This is a genomic window from Cellulomonas sp. P4_B5_2, assembly GCF_056402235.1.
Genome location: NZ_JBFUHU010000020.1, coordinates 1 through 20,262, shown reverse-complemented (window position 1 = coordinate 20,262; position 20,262 = coordinate 1). Strand labels below are relative to the sequence as shown.

Sequence of the window (20,262 nt, the reverse complement as noted above, 5' to 3'; positions counted from 1 at the left end):
ACGGAGGTGGAGAAACGGCACCTATCTCAACCAAGACCCACCACCCTCGAACACCCCACCCCGAACGGGACAGAACATCCTCCGATAGCGAGCCATATGGCATCGACTATTTGGCACACTGTTGAGTTCTCAAGGAACAGACGCGCATCTCCTCGAGATCTTTCGATCTCATCCGAGAGGCTTTGTCGTTCTGAATCCTACCTGGCTTTCAGACCGCTTCCCGCCACCGTTTCCGGCAGCATCTGCGGGCCTGGAGCCCGTCCCCGTCCGGTGTCAGGGCGCACGAAGCGCCTGTCAACACGAGCGGGGGTGGCCACCCTAGGGACCAGCCACCGTGGTTCGATCCGCGGTGTCCGTTCCTCCCTCTCGGGCGACATCGAGAACATTACGCGCGTGTTGCGGCGGGTGTCCAATCCCGCTGCGGTGACCCCGGTCACCAGGGTCGGCTGACGGTGCGTAAGTCCAGGTCAGAGCCCTGACGAGCCCCCGAAACCGGGGGCTCGTCAGAGGGTCAGGCGTCGGCGTCGACGACCGCCAAGGTCCGCTTCCCCCGGCGGAGCACCGCCCAGCGCCCGTGCAGGAGGTCGTCCGCGGTGAGGACGGCGTCCTCGGAGGAGACCCGGGCGTTGTTCACCGACGCTCCACCCTCGGCGATCGCGCGCCGGGCTGCTCCCTTGCTGGCGACGACGCCGGTCGCCGCGAGCAGGTCCGCGATGGAGTCGCCCGCCGCACCGCGTGCGGACGGGAGCTCGGCAACCGCGGCGGCCAGCGTCGAGGCGTCGAGGTCACCGAGCGACCCCCGCCCGAACAGTGCCTGGCTCGCGGCGACCACCTGGTCGGCCGCCGACGTCCCGTGCACGAGCGCGGTCACCTCGTACGCCAGAGCGCGCTGCGCCTCGCGCGCCGCCGGCCGCTGCGCGACCGCCTCCTCGAGCTCCTCGATCTCGGCGCGGGACCGGAAGCTGAACACCTTGAGGTAGCGCACCACGTCGGCGTCGTCGGTGTTGAGCCAGAACTGGAAGAACGCGTACGGGGTGGTCAGCTCCGGGTCGAGCCAGACCGTGCCGGACTCGGTCTTGCCGAACTTGGTGCCGTCCGCCTTGGTGATCAGCGGTGTGGTGAGCGCGTGCACGGCGACGCCCTCGGCCTTGCGGATCAGCTCGACGCCCGACAGCAGGTTGCCCCATTGGTCGCTGCCACCGGTCTGCAGCGTGATCCCGTGCAGGCGGTGCAGCTCGAGGTAGTCCATCCCCTGCAGGATCTGGTAGCTGAACTCGGTGAAGCTGATCCCGGCGTCGCTGTTCAGGCGTCGCGCCACCGTGTCCTTGGCCAGCATGGTGCCGAGGCGGTAGTGCTTGCCGATGTCGCGCAGGAAGTCGATGGCCGACAGGGGCGCGGTCCAGTCCAGGTTGTTCACCATGGTGGCCGCGTTCGGTCCGTCGAAGCGGAGCAGGGGCTCGATCTGCTTGCGGATGCGCTCCACCCAGCCGGAGACGACGTCCCGGTCGTTGAGGGTGCGCTCCCCCGCCATCTTCGGGTCGCCGATCAGGCCGGTGGCTCCGCCGACCAGGCCGAACGGGAGGTGGCCCGCGTCCTGCAGCCGGCGGACCGTGAGGATCTGCACGAGGTTGCCGATGTGCAGGCTGGGCGCCGTGGGGTCGAACCCGCAGTAGAGCGAGACGGGCCCGGCGGACAGCGCGTCGCGGAGGGCGTCGAGGTCGGTGGTCTGAGCGATCAGCCCGCGCCACTCGAGCTCGTCGAGGATGTGGTTCACAAGGTCTCCAGGTGGATGTCCGGTCGAGGCCGGTACAGGCAGAGGTCGGGGGCGGGAGTCCAGCCGGCGTCGTCATCCCTCACGGGACGTCTACCGACGCCGGCGCGCGATACGCCGGGCGATACGCGGAGACCGTGCGCTCGTCGGTGAGCCAGTAGCGCCACGGGAACCTCGAGCCCTCGCCGCCCGACCCGGAGACACCGACCCGGGGACCGGACTTGTGCGTCGGCTGGACCACGACCTGGTGGCGGTGCAGCACGACGTCGCCGCCCGCCTCCGTCACGTCCGCGCCGTTGGCACGCAGGTCGAGGCCGAGCGCGACGGCCAGTCGGGCGGGGCCGCGCGCCAGCTGACGCTCCGAGTCGACGACGCCGACGGACTCGCGCCGCCGCCACGCCAGGTCGGTGCCCTCGACGATCTCGCCGGCGCGCAGCAGCACGGCGGCCGGCCGGCCGGTGGGCTCCGCGACGATGTTGAGGCAGTGGTGCAGCCCGAGGTGCCGGTAGACGTACAACCGGCCCGGCTCGGCGAACATCACCGCGTTGCGGGAGGTCCTGCCGCGGAACGCGTGGGAACCCGGGTCGTCGGCACCGCCGTAGGCCTCGACCTCGGTGATCCGGAGCGTGACGTCACCGTCGGGTGAGCGCGAGGTGAGGTAGGAACCCAGGAGATCGCGCGCCACGGCGTGCACCTCACGGCTGAACCAGACGCGCGCCGGGACGGCCACGAGCGCGCGCGGGTCAGCGGCGTCCGGTGTCTCCAGCGGTTCCGACGGGCTCACGCGGCCCATCTTGCCGCACGTCGCCGGTGTTCCGCGGCGTGGTCCAGGCCGCTCAGGGGACGCGCGCACCGAACGCGTCGAGCCGGACGTCCGCGCGCTCGCGCGTGCGTTCGCGGGCGAAGTGCGCGGCCTCGTCGGCCATCCATGCCACCCAGTGCTCCCGCGCGTCGGTGCCGTCGCGCGCCAGACCCCGCTCGAGGCGCAGGTCCGCCGGCGCCTCGACCCAGATCCGGAGCACCGCGAGCGGGTCGACGGCGCGCCGGGCCGAGCCGCAGCCCTCGAGGACCAGCAGGTCGGGCACGGGTACGTCCACCCAGTCGGCGAACGCCCCGGTCGGCCAGTCGAACCGCTGGTAGCGGCCCGGCACACCCCGGCGCAGCGGCTCCAGCACCTGTGCGGACAGGCGTGGCCAGAGCGAGCCCTCGAGGCCCGTCCATCCTTCGTACAGGTCGTCGAGGTGCAGCACCGTCGCACCGCGACCGGCCAGCGCGGTCGCCACGGTGGTCTTCCCTGAGCCCGCCGGTCCGTCGATCGCGACGAGCCGCACGCGACCGAGCCGCGGGCGCGACGCGAGCGCCCGCTCCGCGAGCTCGTCGGCGATCACGACGTCCAGGGACGCAGCTCCGCCGCGCGGGCGCGGGCCCGCCCCAGCTGCTCGGCGACGCGTACCGGTGCGGTGCCGCCGTGCGCCGACCGCGAGGCCAAGGACCCCTCGACCGTGAGCACCGTGCGGACCTCGGGGGTCAGGTGCGGCGAGATCGCCGCGAGCTCCTCGTCGGTCAGGTCCCACAGCTCGATCGCAGGCTCGTGCTCCTCGCACGCGCGGACGCAGGCGCCTGCCACCTCGTGCGCGACCCGGAACGGGACACCGGTGCGGACGAGCCACTCCGCGATGTCCGTCGCCAGGGAGAACCCCTGCGGTGCCAGCGAGGCCAGCCGCTCGGTGTCGAACTCGAGCGTCGCGACCATGCCGGCGAACGCCGGGAGGAGCACGGTGAGCTGGTCGACCTGGTCGAACACGGGCTCCTTGTCCTCCTGCAGGTCGCGGTTGTACGCGAGCGGGAGGCCCTTGAGCGTCGTCAGCAGGCCCGTCAGGTCGCCGATGAGGCGTCCCGCCTTGCCGCGCGCGAGCTCGGCGACGTCCGGGTTCTTCTTCTGCGGCATGATGCTCGACCCCGTGGAGTAGGCGTCGTGCAGCCTGACGAAGCCGAACTCCTTGGTCGCCCAGATGACGACCTCCTCGGCCAGCCGGGAGATGTCCACGGCGAGCATCGCGGCCACGAAGGCGAACTCGGCGACCGCGTCACGGGAGGCGGTGCCGTCGATCGAGTTCTCGACCGGGCCGGAGAAGCCCAGCTCGGCGGCGACGGCGGCCGGGTCGAGGCCGAGCGACGAGCCCGCGAGGGCCCCCGACCCGTACGGCGACAGCGCGGCACGGGCGTCCCAGTCGATCCAGCGCTCGACGTCGCGCAGCAGCGGCCAGGCGTGCGCGAGCAGGTGGTGCGCGAGCAGCACCGGCTGCGCGTGCTGCAGGTGCGTGCGCCCGGGCATCGGCGCCTCCCCGGCGGCGGTCGCCTGCGCGACGAGCGCGTCGACGACGTCGAGGACGAGCCCGGCCAGCGTGCGCGCCTCGCGACGCAGGTACATCCGCACGAGCGTGGCGATCTGGTCGTTGCGCGACCGTCCCGCCCGCAGCTTGCCGCCGACATCGGCGCCCGCACGCTCGATCAGCCCACGCTCGAGCGCGGTGTGCACGTCCTCATCGTCGGGCGCCGGGCCGAAGGCCCCGCTCGCCACGTCGGCCCGCAGCCGCTCGAGGGCGTCCACCATCGTGGCGACCTCGGCGTCGGTCAGCAGGCCGGCGGCGTGCAGGACGTGGGCGTGCGCGACGGAGCCGGAGATGTCCACGTCCGCCAGGCGCCAGTCGAACTGGGTCGAGCGGGACAGCTCCGCCAGGGCCGCCGCCGGCCCGGAGGCGAAGCGGCCGCCCCAGAGGGCGAGCGGTGCGTCCGGCACCTGGTCAGCCACTGATCCCGCCCTGCGAACCCAGGTCCACACCGTTGCCGAAGCGGACGTCGCGCGCCGCGGCCAGCTTGGAGGACAGGCCGTAGATCTCGATGAACCCCTTGGCCGCCGACTGGTCGAACGAGTCGCCCGTGTCGTACGTCGCCAGGTTGAAGTCGTACAGGCTCGAGTCCGACCGGCGGCCCGTGACCGTGGCGCGGCCGCCGTGCAGGACGAGCCGGACGTCGCCGGAGACGTAGCGCTGGGTGTCGTCGACGAAGACGTCGAGCGACTTCTTCAGGGGCGAGAACCACTGGCCGTCGTAGACCAGCTCGGTCCAGCGCTGCTCGACGCCGCGCTTGAACCGGGCCTGCTCGCGCTCGACGGTGACGTTCTCGAGCTCCTGGTGCGCGGCGATGAGCGCGATCGCGCCCGGCGCCTCGTAGACCTCGCGCGACTTGATGCCCACAAGCCGGTCCTCGACGATGTCGATCCGGCCGATACCCTGGGCGCCGGCGCGGCGGTTCATCTCCTGGATCGCCTGCAGCGGCGTGACCGGCACGCCGTCGAGCGCGACCGGGACGCCCGCCTCGAACGTCACGATGACCTCGTCGGCGACCGGCGGGAACGTGGGGTCGTCCGTGTACGTGTAGACGTCCTTGGTGGGGCCGTTCCAGATGTCCTCGAGGAAGCCGGTCTCGACCGCACGACCCCAGACGTTCTGGTCGATCGAGAACGGGTTGTGCTTGGTGGTCTCGATCGGCAGCGCGTTGCGCGTGGCAAACTCGATGGCCTTGTCGCGGGTCAGCGCGAGGTCCCGGACCGGCGCCAAGCAGGTCAGGTCGGGCGCGAGGGACGTGATGCCGACCTCGAAGCGGACCTGGTCGTTGCCCTTGCCGGTGCAGCCGTGGGCGACGGTGGTGGCGCCGAACTGCCGCGCGGCACGCACGAGGTGCTTGACGATGACCGGGCGCGACAGGGCCGAGACCAGCGGGTAGCGGTCCAGGTAGAGCGCGTTCGCCTTGAGCGCCGGCATGCAGTACTCGTTCGCGAACTCGTCGCGGGCGTCCGCCACGTAGGCCTCCACCGCGCCGCAGTCGAGGGCGCGCTGGCGGATCACGTTGAGGTCCTCGCCGCCCTGGCCGACGTCGACCGCCACCGCGATCACCTCGGCACCGGTGGCCTCGGCGATCCAGCCGATGCCCACGGAGGTGTCCAGGCCGCCGGAGTAGGCGAGGACGACGCGCTCAGTCATGGTTCTTCTCTCTTCGCAGGTTCTGAGGGTGTTCTGGGGTCAGTCTGACGGACGGGTGCGCGAGGGCGTGTCGGTGGCCAGCGCGAGGAAGCGGGCGGCCAGCGCGGCACCGGTCTCCCCCTCGCGGGCGATGACCAGGACGGTGTCGTCGCCCGCGATCGTGCCGAGCGCCGCCGGCAGGATCGAGTGGTCGATGGCCGACGCGAGGAACTGGGCGGCGCCGGGCGGGGTGCGCAGGACGACGAGGTTGCCGGACGCCTCGGCGGTGACGAGCAGCTCGGCGCAGAGCCGGGCCAGCCGTGCGGCGAGCATCTCCTCGTCGGGGCCGGCCGCCGGGGTGCGCAGGCCGCCCTCGGCCGGGACCGCGTAGGCGAGCGCCCCGGACGGCGTGCGGATCTTCACCGCGCGCAGCTCGACGAGGTCGCGCGACAGCGTCGCCTGCGTGACGGTGACGCCCTCCGCGGTGAGCAGCTCGGCCAGCTGCTGCTGCGAGTGCACCGTGCCGCGGGTGAGCAGCGAGGTGACCAGCGCGTGCCGAGCAGCCTTGGTGTGCGGGACGGTGACGCTCATGTGCCCTCCACCAACCAGGACAGGAGGGCCTTCTGCGCGTGCAGGCGGTTCTCGGCCTCATCCCAGACCACCGACTGCGGGCCGTCGAGCACCTCGGCGGTGATCTCCTTGCCGCGGTACGCGGGCAGGCAGTGCAGGACGAGCGCGTCCGGGGCGGCGAGCGCCATCGCGGCGGAGTCCACCCGGAACGGGACGAACGGCGTCTCCCGGTCGGCTGCCTCGGACTCCTGGCCCATCGACACCCACGTGTCGGTGGCGACGACGTCCGCGCCGGTCACGGCCTCGGCGAGCGTGTGCACCACTGTCACCGACCCGCCCGTGTCGGCGGCGATCGCCGTGGCATCCGCGAGGATCGACGCGTCCGGGAGGTACCCCGCGGGGGTGCCGATCCGCACATGCAGCCCCGCCGTGGCGCCGCCGAGCAGGTACGAGTGCGACATGTTGTTGGCGCCGTCGCCGACGTAGGCCAGCGTCCGGCCGGCCAGTCCCCCGACGCCGCCGCGGTGCTGCGCGATGGTCGCCAGGTCCGCCAGGATCTGGCACGGGTGGAAGCTGTCGGTCAGCGCGTTCACCACGGGGACGCCCGAGAACTCGGCCATCTGCTCGAGCCGGTCCTGGGAGAACGTCCGCCACACGATCGCGGCGACCTGCCGGCCGAGCACCCGGGCGGTGTCCGTGATCGACTCGCGCTCACCGATCCGCGCCAGCTTCCCGTCGACGCTCAGCGGGAAGCCGCCGAGCTCCGCGATCCCGGCCGTGAACGACACCTGGGTGCGCAGGGTGGGCTTGTCGAAGATGACCGCGACCGCGCGGGGGCCGGTCAGCGGCGTGCGGATGAAGCGGTCGTCCCGGAAGGCGAGCGCGAGCTCGAGGACGTCCCGCTGCTCGCGCGGGCTGAGGTCGTCGTCGCGCAGGAAGTGCCGGGTCATGACAGGTCCTCCGGCAGCGTGGCGAGAAACTCGACGAACGTGCCGGCCTGCTCCGCGGTGAGGAGGAACGGCGGCGCGAGCCGGATCGTCGTCGGCGTGCAGGGGTTCACGATGAACCCGGCGTCCAGCGCACGGGCGGCGACGGCAGCGGCGACGGGCGCGGTGAGCTCGATCCCGATGAGGAACCCCTCGCCCCGGACCTCACTGACCAGTCCCGCACCCGCGAGCTGCGCACGGAACGTGGCCCCGAGCTCGGTGACGTGCGCGAGCAGGCCGTCGCGCTCGATGACCGCGATCGTCGCCAGCCCCGCGGCCGACGCCACCGGGTTGCCGCCGAACGTCGTGCCGTGCTGCCCGCGACCGAGCAGCGTCGCGGTCCGCTCCCCGTACGCGATGAGCGCGCCGACCGGGAAGCCGCCGCCCAGCCCCTTGGCCACCGTGACGGCGTCGGGCACGATGCCGCCGCCGATGTGCGGGAGCTGATGGGCGAACCAGGTACCGGTCCGGCCCATGCCGGTCTGCACCTCGTCGAGGATCAGCAGAGCCCCGTGCTCCGCCGTGAGCCTGCGCGCGTGCGCCAGGTAGCCCGGCGGCAGCGGCCGGACGCCGGCCTCGCCCTGCAGCGGCTCGAGGAACAGCGCGGCCACCTTGTCACCGTCGACCGCGAACGCCTCGTCCAGCGCGTCGGTGTCCGCGAACGGGACGAACTCCACGCCTCCGGGCAGGGGCTCGAACGGCTCGCGGTAGGCGGTCTTGTGCGTGAGCGCCAACGCGCCCATCGACCGGCCGTGGAACGACCCCTCGAGCGCGAGGATCCGCGGCCGGTCCGTCCCACCGTTGCGGCGCGCGAGCTTGAACGCGGCCTCGTTGGCCTCTGTGCCGGAGTTGGTGAGGAACACCCGCGAGCCCGCGGGAGCGCCGGCCAGGCCGAGCAGCCGCTCCGCGAACGCGATCTGCGTGGGGCTGCCGAAGAAGTTGGAGACGTGCCCGAGGGTGCCCAGCTGCGCGCTGATCGCGGCCGTCAGCGTGGGGTGCGCGTGCCCGAGCGAGTTCACGGCGATCCCGCCGAGCAGGTCGAGGTACCGGTTGCCGTCGGCGTCCCACACGTACGCGCCCTCGCCACGGACCAGCACGCGCTGGGGTGCGCCGAAGGTGTCCATGAGGGCATGCGTGTAGCGATCGGTCCACTGCGCGACCGAGCCGTCGGTGGCAGCCACGGGGAGCGAGGCGTCCGGGCTCTCGGCCGACCGGTGCCGCGCCCGGACGTTCGTGTTCTCGACGGTCATGCGGTCACCTCGGGGTCGTGGGGCACCACCGGGATGGGTGCGGTGAACGGGGCGTCGGCGGGCTCCTCGTCGGGCAGGACCATGGTGCCGATGCCGTCGGAGGTGAAGACCTCCACCAGGATCGAGTGCGCCGAGCGACCGTCGATGACGTGCGCGCGGCCGACACCGCCCTCGACCGCCCGCCAGCAGGCCTCCATCTTCGGACGCATGCCGGCGTCGAGCCCGGGCAGCAGCTCCGCGAGCGAGCTGGCACTGATCCGCCGCACGAGCGACGACTTGTCCGGCCAGCTGGTGTAGAGGCCCTCGACATCGGTGAGCACGATGAGCTTGCGCGCGCCGAGCGCCACCGCGAGCGCCGCTGCCGCGGTGTCGGCGTTGACGTTGAGCACCTGGGTGGGGTCGTCGAGGTCCGGGGCCACGGTCGACACGACCGGGATCCGGCCGGCGTCCAGCAGGTCCAGGACCGCGCTGGGGTTGACCTTGACCACGTCGCCGACCTGGCCGATGTCCACGCTCACGCCGTCGACGATCGCGCTCCGGCGGCGTGCCTGGAACAGCCCGCCGTCCTCGCCCGAGAGCCCCACGGCGTGCGGGCCGTGCGCGTTGAGCAGGCCGACGAGCTCGCGCGACACCTGGCCCGTGAGCACCATGCGGACGACGTCCATCGCCTCGGGGGTGGTCACACGCAGGCCGCCGYGGAACTCCGACTCGATGCCCAGCCGGTCGAGCATCGCGTTGATCTGCGGACCCCCGCCGTGCACGACGACCGGCTTGAGGCCGACCTGGCGCAGGAACACCATGTCCTCGGCGAAGGCACGCTTGAGGTCCTCGTCGATCATCGCGTTGCCGCCGTACTTCACGACGACGAGCGCGCCCGCGAACTTCTGCAGCCAGGGCAGCGCCTCGATGAGGACCTCGGCCTTCTGGTCGGCGCGCAGGTCCGTGCGCGTGTTGAAGGTGAAGTCGCTCATGTGGAGTACGCGCTGTTCTCGTGGACGTAGTCGTGCGTGAGGTCGTTGGTCCACACGGTGACCACCTCGCCGCCCGCGTGCAGGTCGATGAGCACGTGCACCTCCCGGTGCGCGGCCAGGTCCACCTCGGAGCGCGGCCGGAAGGCGCCGCCGGCCTTGCACACCTGGACGCCGTTGATCGTGACGTCCAGCTGGGCGGGGTCGAACGCCGCCACGCTCTCGGGCACCGTGCCGACCTGCGCGAGCACGCGGCCCCAGTTGGGGTCGTTGCCGAACATGGCTGCCTTGAACAGGTTGGAGCGCGTGACCGCCCGGGCGACCGCGAGCGCCGCGTCCTGGGTCTCGGCGCCCATCACGGTCACCGCGATGTCGTGCGTGGCGCCCTCGGCGTCGGCCACCAGAGCGCGCGCGAGCTCGCCGCAGACCTGGGTCAGCGCGGCCGTGAAGCCGGCGGGGTCCGGGACCGCGCGGCTGGCACCGGAGACGAGCAGGGTGACCGTGTCCGAGGTCGACATGCAGCCGTCGGAGTCGACCCGCTCGAACGTCTCGGAGGTGGCGGTGCGCAGGGCGGCGGCGGCGGTCTCGGCGTCGACGACCGCATCGGTCGTGATCACGCAGAGCATGGTGGCCAGACCGGGTGCCAGCATCCCCGCGCCCTTGGCCATGCCCCCGACGGTCCACGCTCCCCGGTCGCCGTCCACGTGGAGGTGGGCGGTCTTGGGGACGGAGTCGGTCGTCATGATCGCCACAGCGGCGTCCGGACCCCCGTCGGAGGACAGCGCCTCCACCGCGACGTCCACGCCCGCGAGGAGCGCATCGATGGGGAGCCGCTCGCCGATCAGCCCGGTCGAGCAGACCACGACGTCGCCCGGGGAGATCTCCAGGGCGGCGCCGACCCTCTCGGCCGTCGCGTGGGTGTCCTGGAAGCCCTCGGGGCCCGTGCACACGTTGGCACCCCCCGAGTTGAGGACGACCGCGCTCACGACGCCGTCGGAGACCGCCTGGCGCGACCAGACGACGGGCGCACCGACCACGCGGTTGGTGGTGAACACGGCGGCGGCGGCCTGCGACGGGCCGTCGTTGACGACGAGCGCGAGGTCGGGCTTGCCGGAGGCCTTGAGCCCCGCGGTGATGCCGGAGGCGCGGAAGCCGGCCGCCGCGGTCACGCCGGGCGAGGGCAGGGCGAGCGTCTCGGTGCTCACGGGGCAACTCCGTCCAGGGAAAGGCCGAGCGTCTCGGGGAGTCCGAGCGCCAGGTTGAGCGACTGCAGGGCGCCGCCGGCGGTGCCCTTGACCAGGTTGTCGATGGCGGTGACGGTGACCACGCGGCCCGCGCGCTCGTCCACCGTCACCTGCACGAGCGCGGTGTTGGCGCCCAGCGTGGCAGCCGTCGTCGGCCACTGCCCCTCGGGGAGCAGGTGCACGAACGGCTCGTCGGCGTAGGTCTCCTCCCACGCCGTCCGCACGCCGGCGGGGTCCACGCCCTCGACCAGGCGGGCCGTCGCGGTCGCCAGGATGCCGCGGGCCATCGGCACGAGCGTCGGGGTGAACGAGATCGTCACGTCCGCCGCTCCCGCGGAGCGCAGGTTCTGGGCGATCTCCGGGATGTGCCGGTGCGTCCCGCCGACGGCGTACGGCTGGGCGGCGCCGAGCGCCTCGCTGGCGAGCAGGTGGGTCTTGAGCGACTTGCCCGCGCCCGAGTAGCCGTTGGCGAGCACCGCGACGACGTCGGTCGGCTCGATCAGGCCCGCGGCCACACCGGGCTGGAGGCCGAGCGAGACGGCGGTGACGTTGCAGCCGGGGACGGCGATCCGACGAGCGGCGGCGAGCACGGCCCGCTGCCCGGCGGCGGTCCGCTCGCCCGGGTGCAGGAGCTCGGGCAGGCCGTACGGCCACGTCCCGGCGTGGGCGCTGCCGTAGAACTGCTCCCAGTCGGCGGCGTCGACGAGCCGGTGGTCGGCGCCCAGGTCCACGACGAGCGCGCCGTCGCCGCGTGTCTCGAGCTCCGCGGCGATCGCGCCGCTGGCACCGTGCGGCAGGGCGAGGACGACCACGTCGTGTCCCGCGAGCGTGTCGACGCCGGTCGGTTCGAGCACCCGGTCGGCCAGCGAGCGCAGGTGCGGCTGGTGGGCGCCCAGGAGCGTGCCGGCGTTGGAGTGCGCGGTGAGCGTGCCGATCCGCGCCTCGGGGTGCGCCAGGAGCACGCGGAGCATCTCGCCGCCGGCGTACCCGCTGGCGCCTGCGACCGCGACCGTGAACGTCATATGTATGAACATACACAAGGATGCACGAAGATACGAACGCCATTCCCGGGAAGATGATCGCTCCCCTCCGCGTTGCCGCAACCGTGCGCGCCATCCGAGCCACCGCCGCGGGCGGACCCGACGTCCTCGGGCTCGCCGAGCTCCCCGACCCCGAGCCGGCCGCCGACGAGATCCTCGTCCGGGTCGCCGCCGCGGGCGTCAACTTCATCGACACGTACCGCCGCGCGGGCGTGTACCGGATGACCTACCCGCACGTCGTGGGCTCGGAGGGTGCGGGCGAGGTGGTCGCGATCGGCGACGACGTCAGCGAGATCGCGGTCGGCGACCGGGTCGCCTGGTCGTCGGCACCGGGCTCGTACGCCGAGCTGGTGACCTTCCGGGCGTCCAAGGCGCTGCTCGTGCCCGAGGGGGTGCCCGACCAGGTCGCCGCCGCCCTCCCCCTGCAGGGCCTCACGGCTCACTACCTGGCGACCTCGACGTTCCCCGTAGAGACCGGCCACGACGTGCTGGTGCACGCGGCCGCCGGYGGGGTGGGACTGCTGCTCACGCAGCTGGCGTCGCAGCGCGGTGCCCGGGTGATCGCGACCGTCGGCAGCGCGGACAAGGAGCGGCTGGCGCGCGAGGCCGGCGCCGCGGACGTCATCCGCTACCGCGAGCTCGACGACCTGACCCGCGACCTGCCCGCGGAAGTACGGGCGCTCACCGGGGGCGCCGGCGTGCACGCGGTGTTCGACTCCGTCGGCAAGGACACGTTCGACGCGTCCCTGGCCTCGCTGCGCCGCCGCGGGACCCTCGTCCTGTTCGGCGCCTCGTCGGGTCCCGTCCCGCCCGTCGACCCGCAGCGCCTCAACGCGGCCGGCTCGGTGTTCCTGACACGCCCCACGCTCGACGACCACGTCGCGACGCGTGACGAGCTCACCTGGCGCGCCCGCGAGCTGTTCGACGCGGTCCGCGCCGGCGAGCTCGACGTGCGGATCGGTGCCACGTTCTCCCTGGCCGACGCTGCCGACGCCCACCGCGCGCTCGAGTCGCGCTCCACCACCGGAAAGGTCCTGCTGCTCCCGTGAGCATCCCCACCCTGAATGCTGTTCGTACCCTCCACGTCGAGGTCTGGTCCGACATCGCCTGCCCGTGGTGCTACATCGGCAAGCGCCGGTTCGCGACCGCCCTCGCGGACTTCCCGCACCGGGACCACGTCGAGGTCACCTGGCGGTCGTACGAGCTGTCGCCGACCACCCCCGTGGGCCCGGGGAGGCCGGAGATCGACATGCTGGCCTCGCTCAAGGGCATCCCGCACGACCAGGTCAAGCGCATGTTCGCGCAGGTCACCGCGGTGGCGGCCGGCGAGGGCCTCGCGTACGACTTCGACCGGTCACTGGCCGCCAACACCTTCGCCGCGCACCGCCTGGTGCACCTCGCGCGGACGACCGGGGGCGCCGAGCTCGCCGAGCGGACGCTCGAGGCCCTGTTCTCGGCGCACTTCGAGCACGGCGCCGACCTGGGCGACGACGAGACGCTCGTCCGCATCGTCAGCGGCGCCGGCATCGACGAGGAGTCCGTCCGCACGGCGCTCGCCGGCGACGAGGGTGCCGATGCGGTGCGCGCCGACGAGGACGAGGCGCGCGCGCTCGGCGTGACCGGTGTGCCGTTCTTCGTCGTCGACCGCCGCATCGCCGTCTCCGGCGCGCAGCCCGCCGACGTGTTCACCCAGCTGCTCGAGGCCGGGTGGCGCGAGGCCAACCCGCTGCAGACCCTGGCGACCGCCGACCCCGACGCCGCGGCGTGCGTCGACGACTCGTGCGCGATCTGACCCTCCGGGCGATCATCCCGGCGGACGTGCCCGGGCTGGCCCGGCTGAACGACGACGCGGTGCCGGCGGTCAACGCGCTGGGAGTCGACGGGCTGACCGCGCACCTGCCGGACTGCGAGCTGGCGGTCGTCGCGCAGGACGAGTCCGGCGCCGTGCTCGGCTTCGTGCTGGCGGTGGCCCCCGGCTCTGCCTACGCCAGCGAGAACTATCTGTGGTTCTCCGCCCACGTCCCCGGCTCGCTCTACGTCGACCGGATCGTCGTGCACCCCGCGGCGCACGGACGCGGAGTCGGGCGTGCCCTCTACGCCGCCGTCGACACGCGTGCCCGCGAGCTCGGGCTCAGCGTCGTGACCTGCGAGGTCAACCTCGAGCCGCCGAACCCGCAGTCCCTGGCGTTCCACGAGCGCCTCGGGTTCCGCCAGGTCGGCGAGCAGGCGACGAAGGGCGGCTCGGTCGTCGTCGCGCTGCTGTCCCGCGTCGTGGGCTGACCGCACCCGAGCGCTACGCTGCCGCTGCGAACCAGAGCCGGTCGCGGACCGTCGACGGGGTCGCACCCCACTCGGCCCGCGCCCCGGAGGCTCTGATGACGTCCCCGCTCCTCGACACCCTCGGTGTCTCCGTCCCCTCGACGGTCCCCACGCACTGGTACAACCTCGCCGCGGACCTGCCGTCGCCGTGCCCGCCGGCCCTGCACCCGGGCACGCGGGAGCCTCTGACCCCGGACGACCTCGCGCCCCTGTTCCCGATGGCGCTGATCATGCAGGAGGTCAGCACCGAGCGGTGGATCGAGATCCCGGAGCAGGTGCGGGAGATCTACGCCCTCTGGCGCCCCTCTCCCCTCATCCGTGCACGACGGCTCGAACGCGCGCTCGGCACGCCCGCGCGCATCTACTACAAGTACGAGGGCGTCAGCCCGGTCGGGTCGCACAAGCCGAACACGGCCGTCGCGCAGGCCTACTACAACGCCGCCGAGGGCATCACGAAGCTCACCACCGAGACGGGTGCGGGCCAGTGGGGCGCGTCTCTCGCGATGGCGTGCGCCCTGCTCGGACTGACGTGCGAGGTGTGGCAGGTCCGGGCCTCGTACGACTCCAAGCCGTACCGCCGGATGCAGATGGAGACGTACGGGAGCATCTGCCACCCGTCGCCGTCGGACCTCACGAACGCCGGCCGTGCCCTGCTCGCCGCCGACCCCGAGACCTCCGGGTCGCTCGGCATGGCCATCAGCGAGGCGGTCGAGGCGGCCGCGACCGACCCCGAGGCGCACTACGCGCTGGGCAGCGTGCTCAACCACGTGCTCCTGCACCAGAGCGTGATCGGCCAGGAGGCCCTCGCCCAGCTGGACGAGATCGAGGAGAGCGCCGACGTCGTCTTCGCGTGCGCCGGTGGCGGCTCGAACCTCGGCGGGCTCAGCTTCCCGTTCCTCGGCCGCAACCTTCGCGAGGGCACCACCACGCGCGTCGTCGCGTGCGAGCCGTCCGCCTGCCCGTCGCTGACCGAGGGCGAGTACCGGTACGACTTCGGCGACGTCGCCGGGCTGACCCCGCTGCTGAAGATGCACACCCTGGGCGCCGACTTCGTGCCGCCGCCCATCCATGCGGGTGGGCTGCGGTACCACGGGATGGCCCCGATGGTGTCTCATGCCGTCGAGCTCGGGCTGATCGACGCGGTCGCCATCGACCAGGACGACGCCTTCGCCGCCGGCATCCTGTTCGCGCGGGCCGAAGGCATCATCCCCGCACCCGAGTCGACTCACGCCGTCGCCGGGGCGATCGCGCACGCCCGCGCCGCCACCGAGGCGGAGACGATCGTCATCGGGCTCTCGGGCAACGGCGTGCTGGACCTGACCGCGTACCACGACTACCTCTGAGCACGGCTGGGTCTGAGCACGGCCGAGGCCCGCGCCCCTTGACGGGACGCGGGCCTCGGTCGTGTGCGGTCAGCGGGTGATGACCGGTGCGCTCGTGCTCGGGTTCACGTTGGCGGTGTCGCTCGGGACGAACGTCGCCGTGTACGTGTGCCGACCCGACGGGACGGTACCGATCGCGATGCCCAGGACCACGTTCAGCCGCTTGACCACCGTGGTGCCCTCACGGATCTCGATCGTGCCCGACGGGACCTTCCCGTTGTCGGTGGCGACCGTGGCGATCGCGACCGACGGGATGAACAGGAAGCCCCGCGTGACCGTCAGGCCCGTCGTGGTGGTGACCTTCTTGACCACCACCGTGACGGGTGCCGACTCCGAGCCGGTCACCGTGGCGCCGCCGGCGAACCGAGCCACCACCGCGTAGGTGCCGGCCGGCGTGGTCGACGGCAACGTCAGGGTGGCCACACCGCTTCCGTTGAGCGTCGCCGTGCCGAGCACGGTGGTGCCGGACACGAACTGCACCGACCCGGTCACCGGGACGGAGGACGTCACCTTCGCGGTGAGCGTCACCCGCGACGACGAGCCGTACACCTGGCTCGCCGGGGAGGCCGTGAGCGTCGTCGTCGACGACGGGATGCTCGCCTCGACAGTGAGCGGGAGCGTCACGGTCGTGCCACTCGGGCTCGCCACGAGGGTGAGCGTGTGCGCGCCCGCCGACGTGCCCGCCGGGATCGTCACCGAGACGGCGGCGTTGCCGCCGCTGACCGGTGACGTGCCGAGGGACGTCCCGTCGAGCCGCACGTCCAGGCTGGTGTTCAGCGGCGAGCCGAGGCTCGTCAGGTCCAGCTTGGTCACCGGGAACGCCAGCGCGTCACCGGCCGTGACCGTCGACGGCACCGTGGGGACCCCGACCGCCTGGCGGGCGAAGTCCGGAGCGAGCCCCGGGTGCGCCTGCAGGTAGCTGATCCAGCCGTCGCGGTCGACGAGCCCCGAGTCGCGCGCGCCCGTCCCGTCCAGGAACACCCGGAAGTTGTCGCCGCCGGTGGTCAGGAACGAGAACGTGCCGATCCGATAGCTGGCACCGGGGTCGATCGGCTCGCCGTTCACCGTGATGGAGGTGATGTGCGACCCCTGCGGCGCCGCCGCGTCGTAGGTGTACGTGACGTTGTCGGACAGTCCCAGCTGCAGGTAGGGCCGCGTCGGGACCTGACCGTTGGCGTCGATCTGCCACTGCTGCTCGAGCATCACCTTGAACTGGGCGCCCGTGAGCGACGTGGTCCAGAGGTTGTTGACGAACGGCAGGACGCTGTTGGCCTCGGCCGTGGTCACCACGCCGTCGGGCGCGTAGTAGAGCTCGGCCCGCATACCGCCCGGGTTGACGACGCCGATCTCGGCGCCACCCAGGTTGTCCGGTGCGAGCGTGTCCCGCAGTGCGTTCGCCACGAGGTCACCCAGCGTCGACTCGTTCGCCCGGTCGTCACGCGCCGTCGAGGCGGCCGTGTAGCCGGTCGGGCCGTACGTGCCGCCCGTGAAGGCGGTCGTGATGTCCGCCTTGACCGAACCGACGGGGACCGAGCCGACCGTGTTGGCGTACGCCAGCGCGGCGGTCACGATCGTGCTCACCTGAGCCACGCGTGGGTACGTCGCGACCAGCTGTGCGGCGAACGTCGCCTCGGTGGTACCGGTCGGCGCGACCAGACGCGGCACGTTCTGCTGGGTGTGCGCCAGGATCTCGCCGGTGGTCGGGTCGACCGTCAGCACGATCTTGCCGATGTACTCGCCGTAGCTGCCGGTCTGCAGGACGGGCCGGGTCTTTCCGGGCTCTCCGGGGACCGGGGACTGCCACGCGTACTGCTGGTGGGTGTGACCGGTGAAGATCGCGTCGACCGACGCCGCGGTCTGGTTGACGATCTTGGCGAACGCGCCGCCCTCGGCGACCTCCTCCTCGAGCGTGCCGTTCGGCATGCCCTCGCTCGCACCCTCGTGATAGCTGGCGACGAGGACGTCCGCCTCACCGTTGGCCTCGTTGCCGTCGCTGAGCTGCGCGGCCACGCGGTTGACGGCGTCGACCGGGTCGCCGATGTCGATCTGCGTGATGCCCCCGGGGCTGACCAGCGCCGGGGTCTCCCCCGTCACCGCCCCGATGACGCCGACCGAGACGCCGCCCATGTCGATGATCGAGTACTCGTCGAGCGCCGGCGTCGTGGTGCCCTTGAGGTAGACGTTCGCCCCCAGGTAGTCCCACTTCGCGTTCGTGCCGCCCGCGATCACGCGGTCCGTGAGGTCCTGGAACCCCTTGTCGAACTCGTGGTTGCCCACGGCCGACGCGTTGAGCTCCAGGGCGTTCAGCACGTCGATCGTCGGCTGGTCCTGCTGGACCGCCGAGGCGAACAGCGACGCGCTGATGTTGTCGCCGGCCGAGACGAACGCGACCGGGCCGCCGGCCGCGATCGCCGCGGCCTTCTCCTTCTCCACCGTGCCGGCGAACTTCACCGTGTTGGCGTCGATGCGACCGTGGAAGTCGTTGATGTCGAGGAGGGTCAGGTTCACCGGCTTCGCCGCACCGTTGACCAGCCCGACGACCACCGGGTCGTGGTCGGAGGACCGGTAGACGTCCGGGGCGTAGTAGAGCGTGCCGTGGTAGTTGTACCGGTCGTACTCGAGCGCGATGGACTCCTCGGCGTTGATCTCCCAGATGTCCGCACCCGTGGCGCGCGCCATGGCGGCCGCGTTGAGCAGCACGTGGTCGAGCGAGCCGGACAGGCCGCTGAACGAGTACGAGAACTGTCCGTCGGCCAGCGCCGTGGCGGCGTCGGTGTACCCGGCGTCGTACAGCGTCTGCAGCGGGTCCTCGAGCGTGTACGCGTTGAAGTCGCCGACCAGCGCGACCGCCTGGGCGTCGCCCTGGACCGTCGGGACCCAGTCGCGCAGCGCGGCGGCCTGCCGCTTCCGCGACCCGTTCGAGGCGCCCTGACCGTCGCCGGTGTCGGCGTCGTCCGGCCACGGACCCGCGGAACCCTTGGACTTGAAGTGGTTCACGGCGACGAAGAACGGTGCGCCCCCGCCGACCGGCGTGAACACCTGGCCGATGGGCTCACGGGCGTTGCCGAACGCCTGGTCGTCCCCGCTCTGGTCGCCCAGCGCGCGGGACTCGCCCGTCCGCTCGACGGCGGCGGGCTTGTAGATGAGGGCGTTGGTGATGACGTCCTGGCCGGCGGCCGGCGGCAGCTCGGCCGACGACGGCACGAAGGCCCACACCGTGGAGCCGGCGGCCGTGTTGAGCGCGGTGACCAGCGTGCTGAGGGCCTCGTCGGCCACCCCGTCCACGCGGGCCGAGTTCTCGATCTCGAGCAGCCCCACCACGTCGGCGTCGAGCGCGTTGATCGCGGCGACGATCTTGTCCTGCTGGCGCTGGAGGTCGGCCGGGTCCCACGCACCGCGCGGGTCGCAGCCGGTGTTGACCGTGACCGGGTCGCCCGTGCGGTCGTTGTAGGAGGTGCAGCCCGCCGTCGTGGCGCCGAGGGTGGTGAAGTAGTTGAGCACGTTGAACGAGGCGACCTTGAGGTCACCCCCGACCGCGGTCGGAGCCGTGGTGCGGTCGTTCTCGAACGTCACGGCCGCCGGTCCGGGGGCCGTGGGGTTGAGCTTCCACACGTTGTTGCGGAAGTCGACGACGACCGGCGCGGCGAGGGTCGCCGCGGCGCCGACGCGGACCGGGTTGGTCAGCGAGACGTACGGCGGCGTGAGGCCGGAGTTGGCGGCCGAGAGGAAGTTCGTCGACGACCCGTCGTCCAGCACGACCCCGCGGGCCGCGTTGTCCACGACGGCTGCCAGCGCCTCGGGCGAGCCGGGCCGACCCACCTCGGTGGGCTGCAGCAGCGGCAGGGTGCCGGCCGCGAGGCCGACCTCGCCGTACTGGTTGGTGGAGAACGTGTTGGTGATGGTCAGGGCACCGGTCGGCTGGAACAGCATCGACTCGAGCGCCTCGCGCGCGGCGTCGGTGGTCGGCCACGTGCCCGACACCGGTGTCACCGCGGCGGCGGCCGGCAGCGGCACGAGGTCCGCGGCCGCGGAGACCGTGATCTCCGTCAGGCCGTTGAACTCCGAGACGACGCCGGTGACCTGGACGTGGTCACCGATCGCGACCGCGCCGGCGGTGGCCGACGAGAAGACGAAGACCGCGTCGGACGCACCGGGCGTCGCGTCGGTCGTGCCGCCCGAGCCGGGCGTCTGCAGGACGTAGCCGTTCAGCCCGCCCGTGGGGTAGGCCGCGGTGACGACGCCGTCCGTGATGACGGTCCGGCCGGCGAGCGGTGACGTCGCGCCCGTCCCCTGGACCTCGGCGATGGTGGCCGCGACCGGGGTGACGGGGCCGGGGGTGCCCGCGACGCCCGGCGTCGGGGTCGCCGCCGCGAAGTCGCCCGCGTTGTTCGCGGTGTTGGTGAGCAGTCCGTCGCGCGTGACCGACTGGCTGTTGGAGGCGCCGAGGGCGGGCCCGCTGCCGGCGAAGGCGTTGGCGGTCGCTCCGTACCCGACGAAGTCGACCACCGGGTCGCTCGCGGGGCACGCGGCCGCCGCGCAGGTCAGCGCCGCAGTCGTGTTGACCAGGGCGACCTTGCCGGCGGTGCCGCTCATCGCGATGGTGCCGGTGACGTTGCCGGGGACGGGGGTCGTGCCGCCGGTGCCGGCCGCCTCGACCACCACGAACGCGGCGCCGGGCTGGATGACGCCGGTCAGCGGCGTGGTCAGAGT

General features: G+C 72.6%; 16 protein-coding genes. 4 read left to right on the top strand and 12 right to left on the bottom strand.

The annotated features are described in order from the left end of the window. Positions 1 to 511: 511 nt before the first annotated feature. From tyrS to argC, 11 genes are all read right to left on the bottom strand, one after another. Positions 512 to 1,774, bottom strand: a complete 1,263-nt coding sequence (gene tyrS / locus AC1DUQ_RS02740; protein WP_477063126.1) for a tyrosine--tRNA ligase — start codon at positions 1,772 to 1,774, stop codon at positions 512 to 514. 79 nt (positions 1,775 to 1,853) lie between these two features. Next, on the bottom strand, positions 1,854 to 2,555 hold the full coding sequence (locus AC1DUQ_RS02735) for a DNA-3-methyladenine glycosylase (RefSeq protein WP_477063125.1): 702 nt from the start codon (positions 2,553 to 2,555) through the stop codon (positions 1,854 to 1,856). Between the two features lie 52 nt (positions 2,556 to 2,607). Next, positions 2,608 to 3,159 carry a nucleoside/nucleotide kinase family protein gene (locus tag AC1DUQ_RS02730; protein ID WP_477063124.1) on the bottom strand — a complete coding sequence of 184 codons (552 nt, stop codon included), beginning with the start codon at positions 3,157 to 3,159 and terminating at the stop codon, positions 2,608 to 2,610. Next, entirely contained in the window at positions 3,156 to 4,583 is a 1,428-nt protein-coding gene (argH, locus tag AC1DUQ_RS02725; RefSeq protein ID WP_477063123.1) for an argininosuccinate lyase, read from the bottom strand. The genes AC1DUQ_RS02730 and argH overlap by 4 nt, the downstream gene beginning before the upstream one ends. Next, positions 4,576 to 5,814: an argininosuccinate synthase gene (locus tag AC1DUQ_RS02720; protein WP_477063122.1), complete on the bottom strand. Its 1,239-nt coding sequence runs from the start codon at positions 5,812 to 5,814 to the stop codon at positions 4,576 to 4,578. The genes argH and AC1DUQ_RS02720 overlap by 8 nt, the downstream gene beginning before the upstream one ends. A 39-nt stretch (positions 5,815 to 5,853) precedes the next feature. Then, entirely contained in the window at positions 5,854 to 6,384 is a 531-nt protein-coding gene (locus tag AC1DUQ_RS02715) for an arginine repressor (protein ID WP_477063121.1), read from the bottom strand. Further along, entirely contained in the window at positions 6,381 to 7,313 is a 933-nt protein-coding gene (argF, locus tag AC1DUQ_RS02710; RefSeq protein ID WP_477063120.1) for an ornithine carbamoyltransferase, read from the bottom strand. Before argF ends, AC1DUQ_RS02715 begins: the two co-directional genes overlap by 4 nt. Next, positions 7,310 to 8,599, bottom strand: coding sequence for an acetylornithine transaminase (locus AC1DUQ_RS02705; protein ID WP_477063119.1), 1,290 nt, complete (start codon positions 8,597 to 8,599; stop codon positions 7,310 to 7,312). Before AC1DUQ_RS02705 ends, argF begins: the two co-directional genes overlap by 4 nt. Then, positions 8,596 to 9,570 carry an acetylglutamate kinase gene (argB, locus tag AC1DUQ_RS02700; RefSeq protein ID WP_477073356.1) on the bottom strand — a complete coding sequence of 325 codons (975 nt, stop codon included), beginning with the start codon at positions 9,568 to 9,570 and terminating at the stop codon, positions 8,596 to 8,598. The genes AC1DUQ_RS02705 and argB overlap by 4 nt, the downstream gene beginning before the upstream one ends. Then, complete coding sequence (gene argJ, locus AC1DUQ_RS02695; protein WP_477063117.1) at positions 9,567 to 10,772, bottom strand: bifunctional glutamate N-acetyltransferase/amino-acid acetyltransferase ArgJ; 1,206 nt, start codon at positions 10,770 to 10,772, stop codon at positions 9,567 to 9,569. The genes argB and argJ overlap by 4 nt, the downstream gene beginning before the upstream one ends. Then, positions 10,769 to 11,833, bottom strand: coding sequence for an N-acetyl-gamma-glutamyl-phosphate reductase (gene argC, locus AC1DUQ_RS02690; RefSeq protein ID WP_477063116.1), 1,065 nt, complete (start codon positions 11,831 to 11,833; stop codon positions 10,769 to 10,771). Before argC ends, argJ begins: the two co-directional genes overlap by 4 nt. Before the next feature lie 83 nt (positions 11,834 to 11,916). Between argC and AC1DUQ_RS02685 the strand changes: the two genes are divergently transcribed. The 4 genes from AC1DUQ_RS02685 (at position 11,917) to AC1DUQ_RS02670 (ending at position 15,513) form a co-directional block, all read left to right on the top strand. Then, positions 11,917 to 12,900: a quinone oxidoreductase family protein gene (locus tag AC1DUQ_RS02685; RefSeq protein WP_477073357.1), complete on the top strand. Its 984-nt coding sequence runs from the start codon at positions 11,917 to 11,919 to the stop codon at positions 12,898 to 12,900. Then, positions 12,897 to 13,643, top strand: coding sequence for a DsbA family oxidoreductase (locus tag AC1DUQ_RS02680; RefSeq protein ID WP_477063115.1), 747 nt, complete (start codon positions 12,897 to 12,899; stop codon positions 13,641 to 13,643). The genes AC1DUQ_RS02685 and AC1DUQ_RS02680 overlap by 4 nt, the downstream gene beginning before the upstream one ends. Beyond that, positions 13,631 to 14,131: a GNAT family N-acetyltransferase gene (locus tag AC1DUQ_RS02675; protein ID WP_477063114.1), complete on the top strand. Its 501-nt coding sequence runs from the start codon at positions 13,631 to 13,633 to the stop codon at positions 14,129 to 14,131. Before AC1DUQ_RS02680 ends, AC1DUQ_RS02675 begins: the two co-directional genes overlap by 13 nt. Before the next feature lie 95 nt (positions 14,132 to 14,226). Next, positions 14,227 to 15,513, top strand: a complete 1,287-nt coding sequence (locus AC1DUQ_RS02670) for a TrpB-like pyridoxal phosphate-dependent enzyme (protein WP_477063113.1) — start codon at positions 14,227 to 14,229, stop codon at positions 15,511 to 15,513. Between the two features lie 69 nt (positions 15,514 to 15,582). On the opposite strand, the gene AC1DUQ_RS02665 is transcribed toward AC1DUQ_RS02670, so the two are convergent. Then, a partial coding sequence (locus AC1DUQ_RS02665; protein ID WP_477073355.1) for an ExeM/NucH family extracellular endonuclease occupies positions 15,583 to 20,262 on the bottom strand: 4,680 nt, incomplete at its 5' end.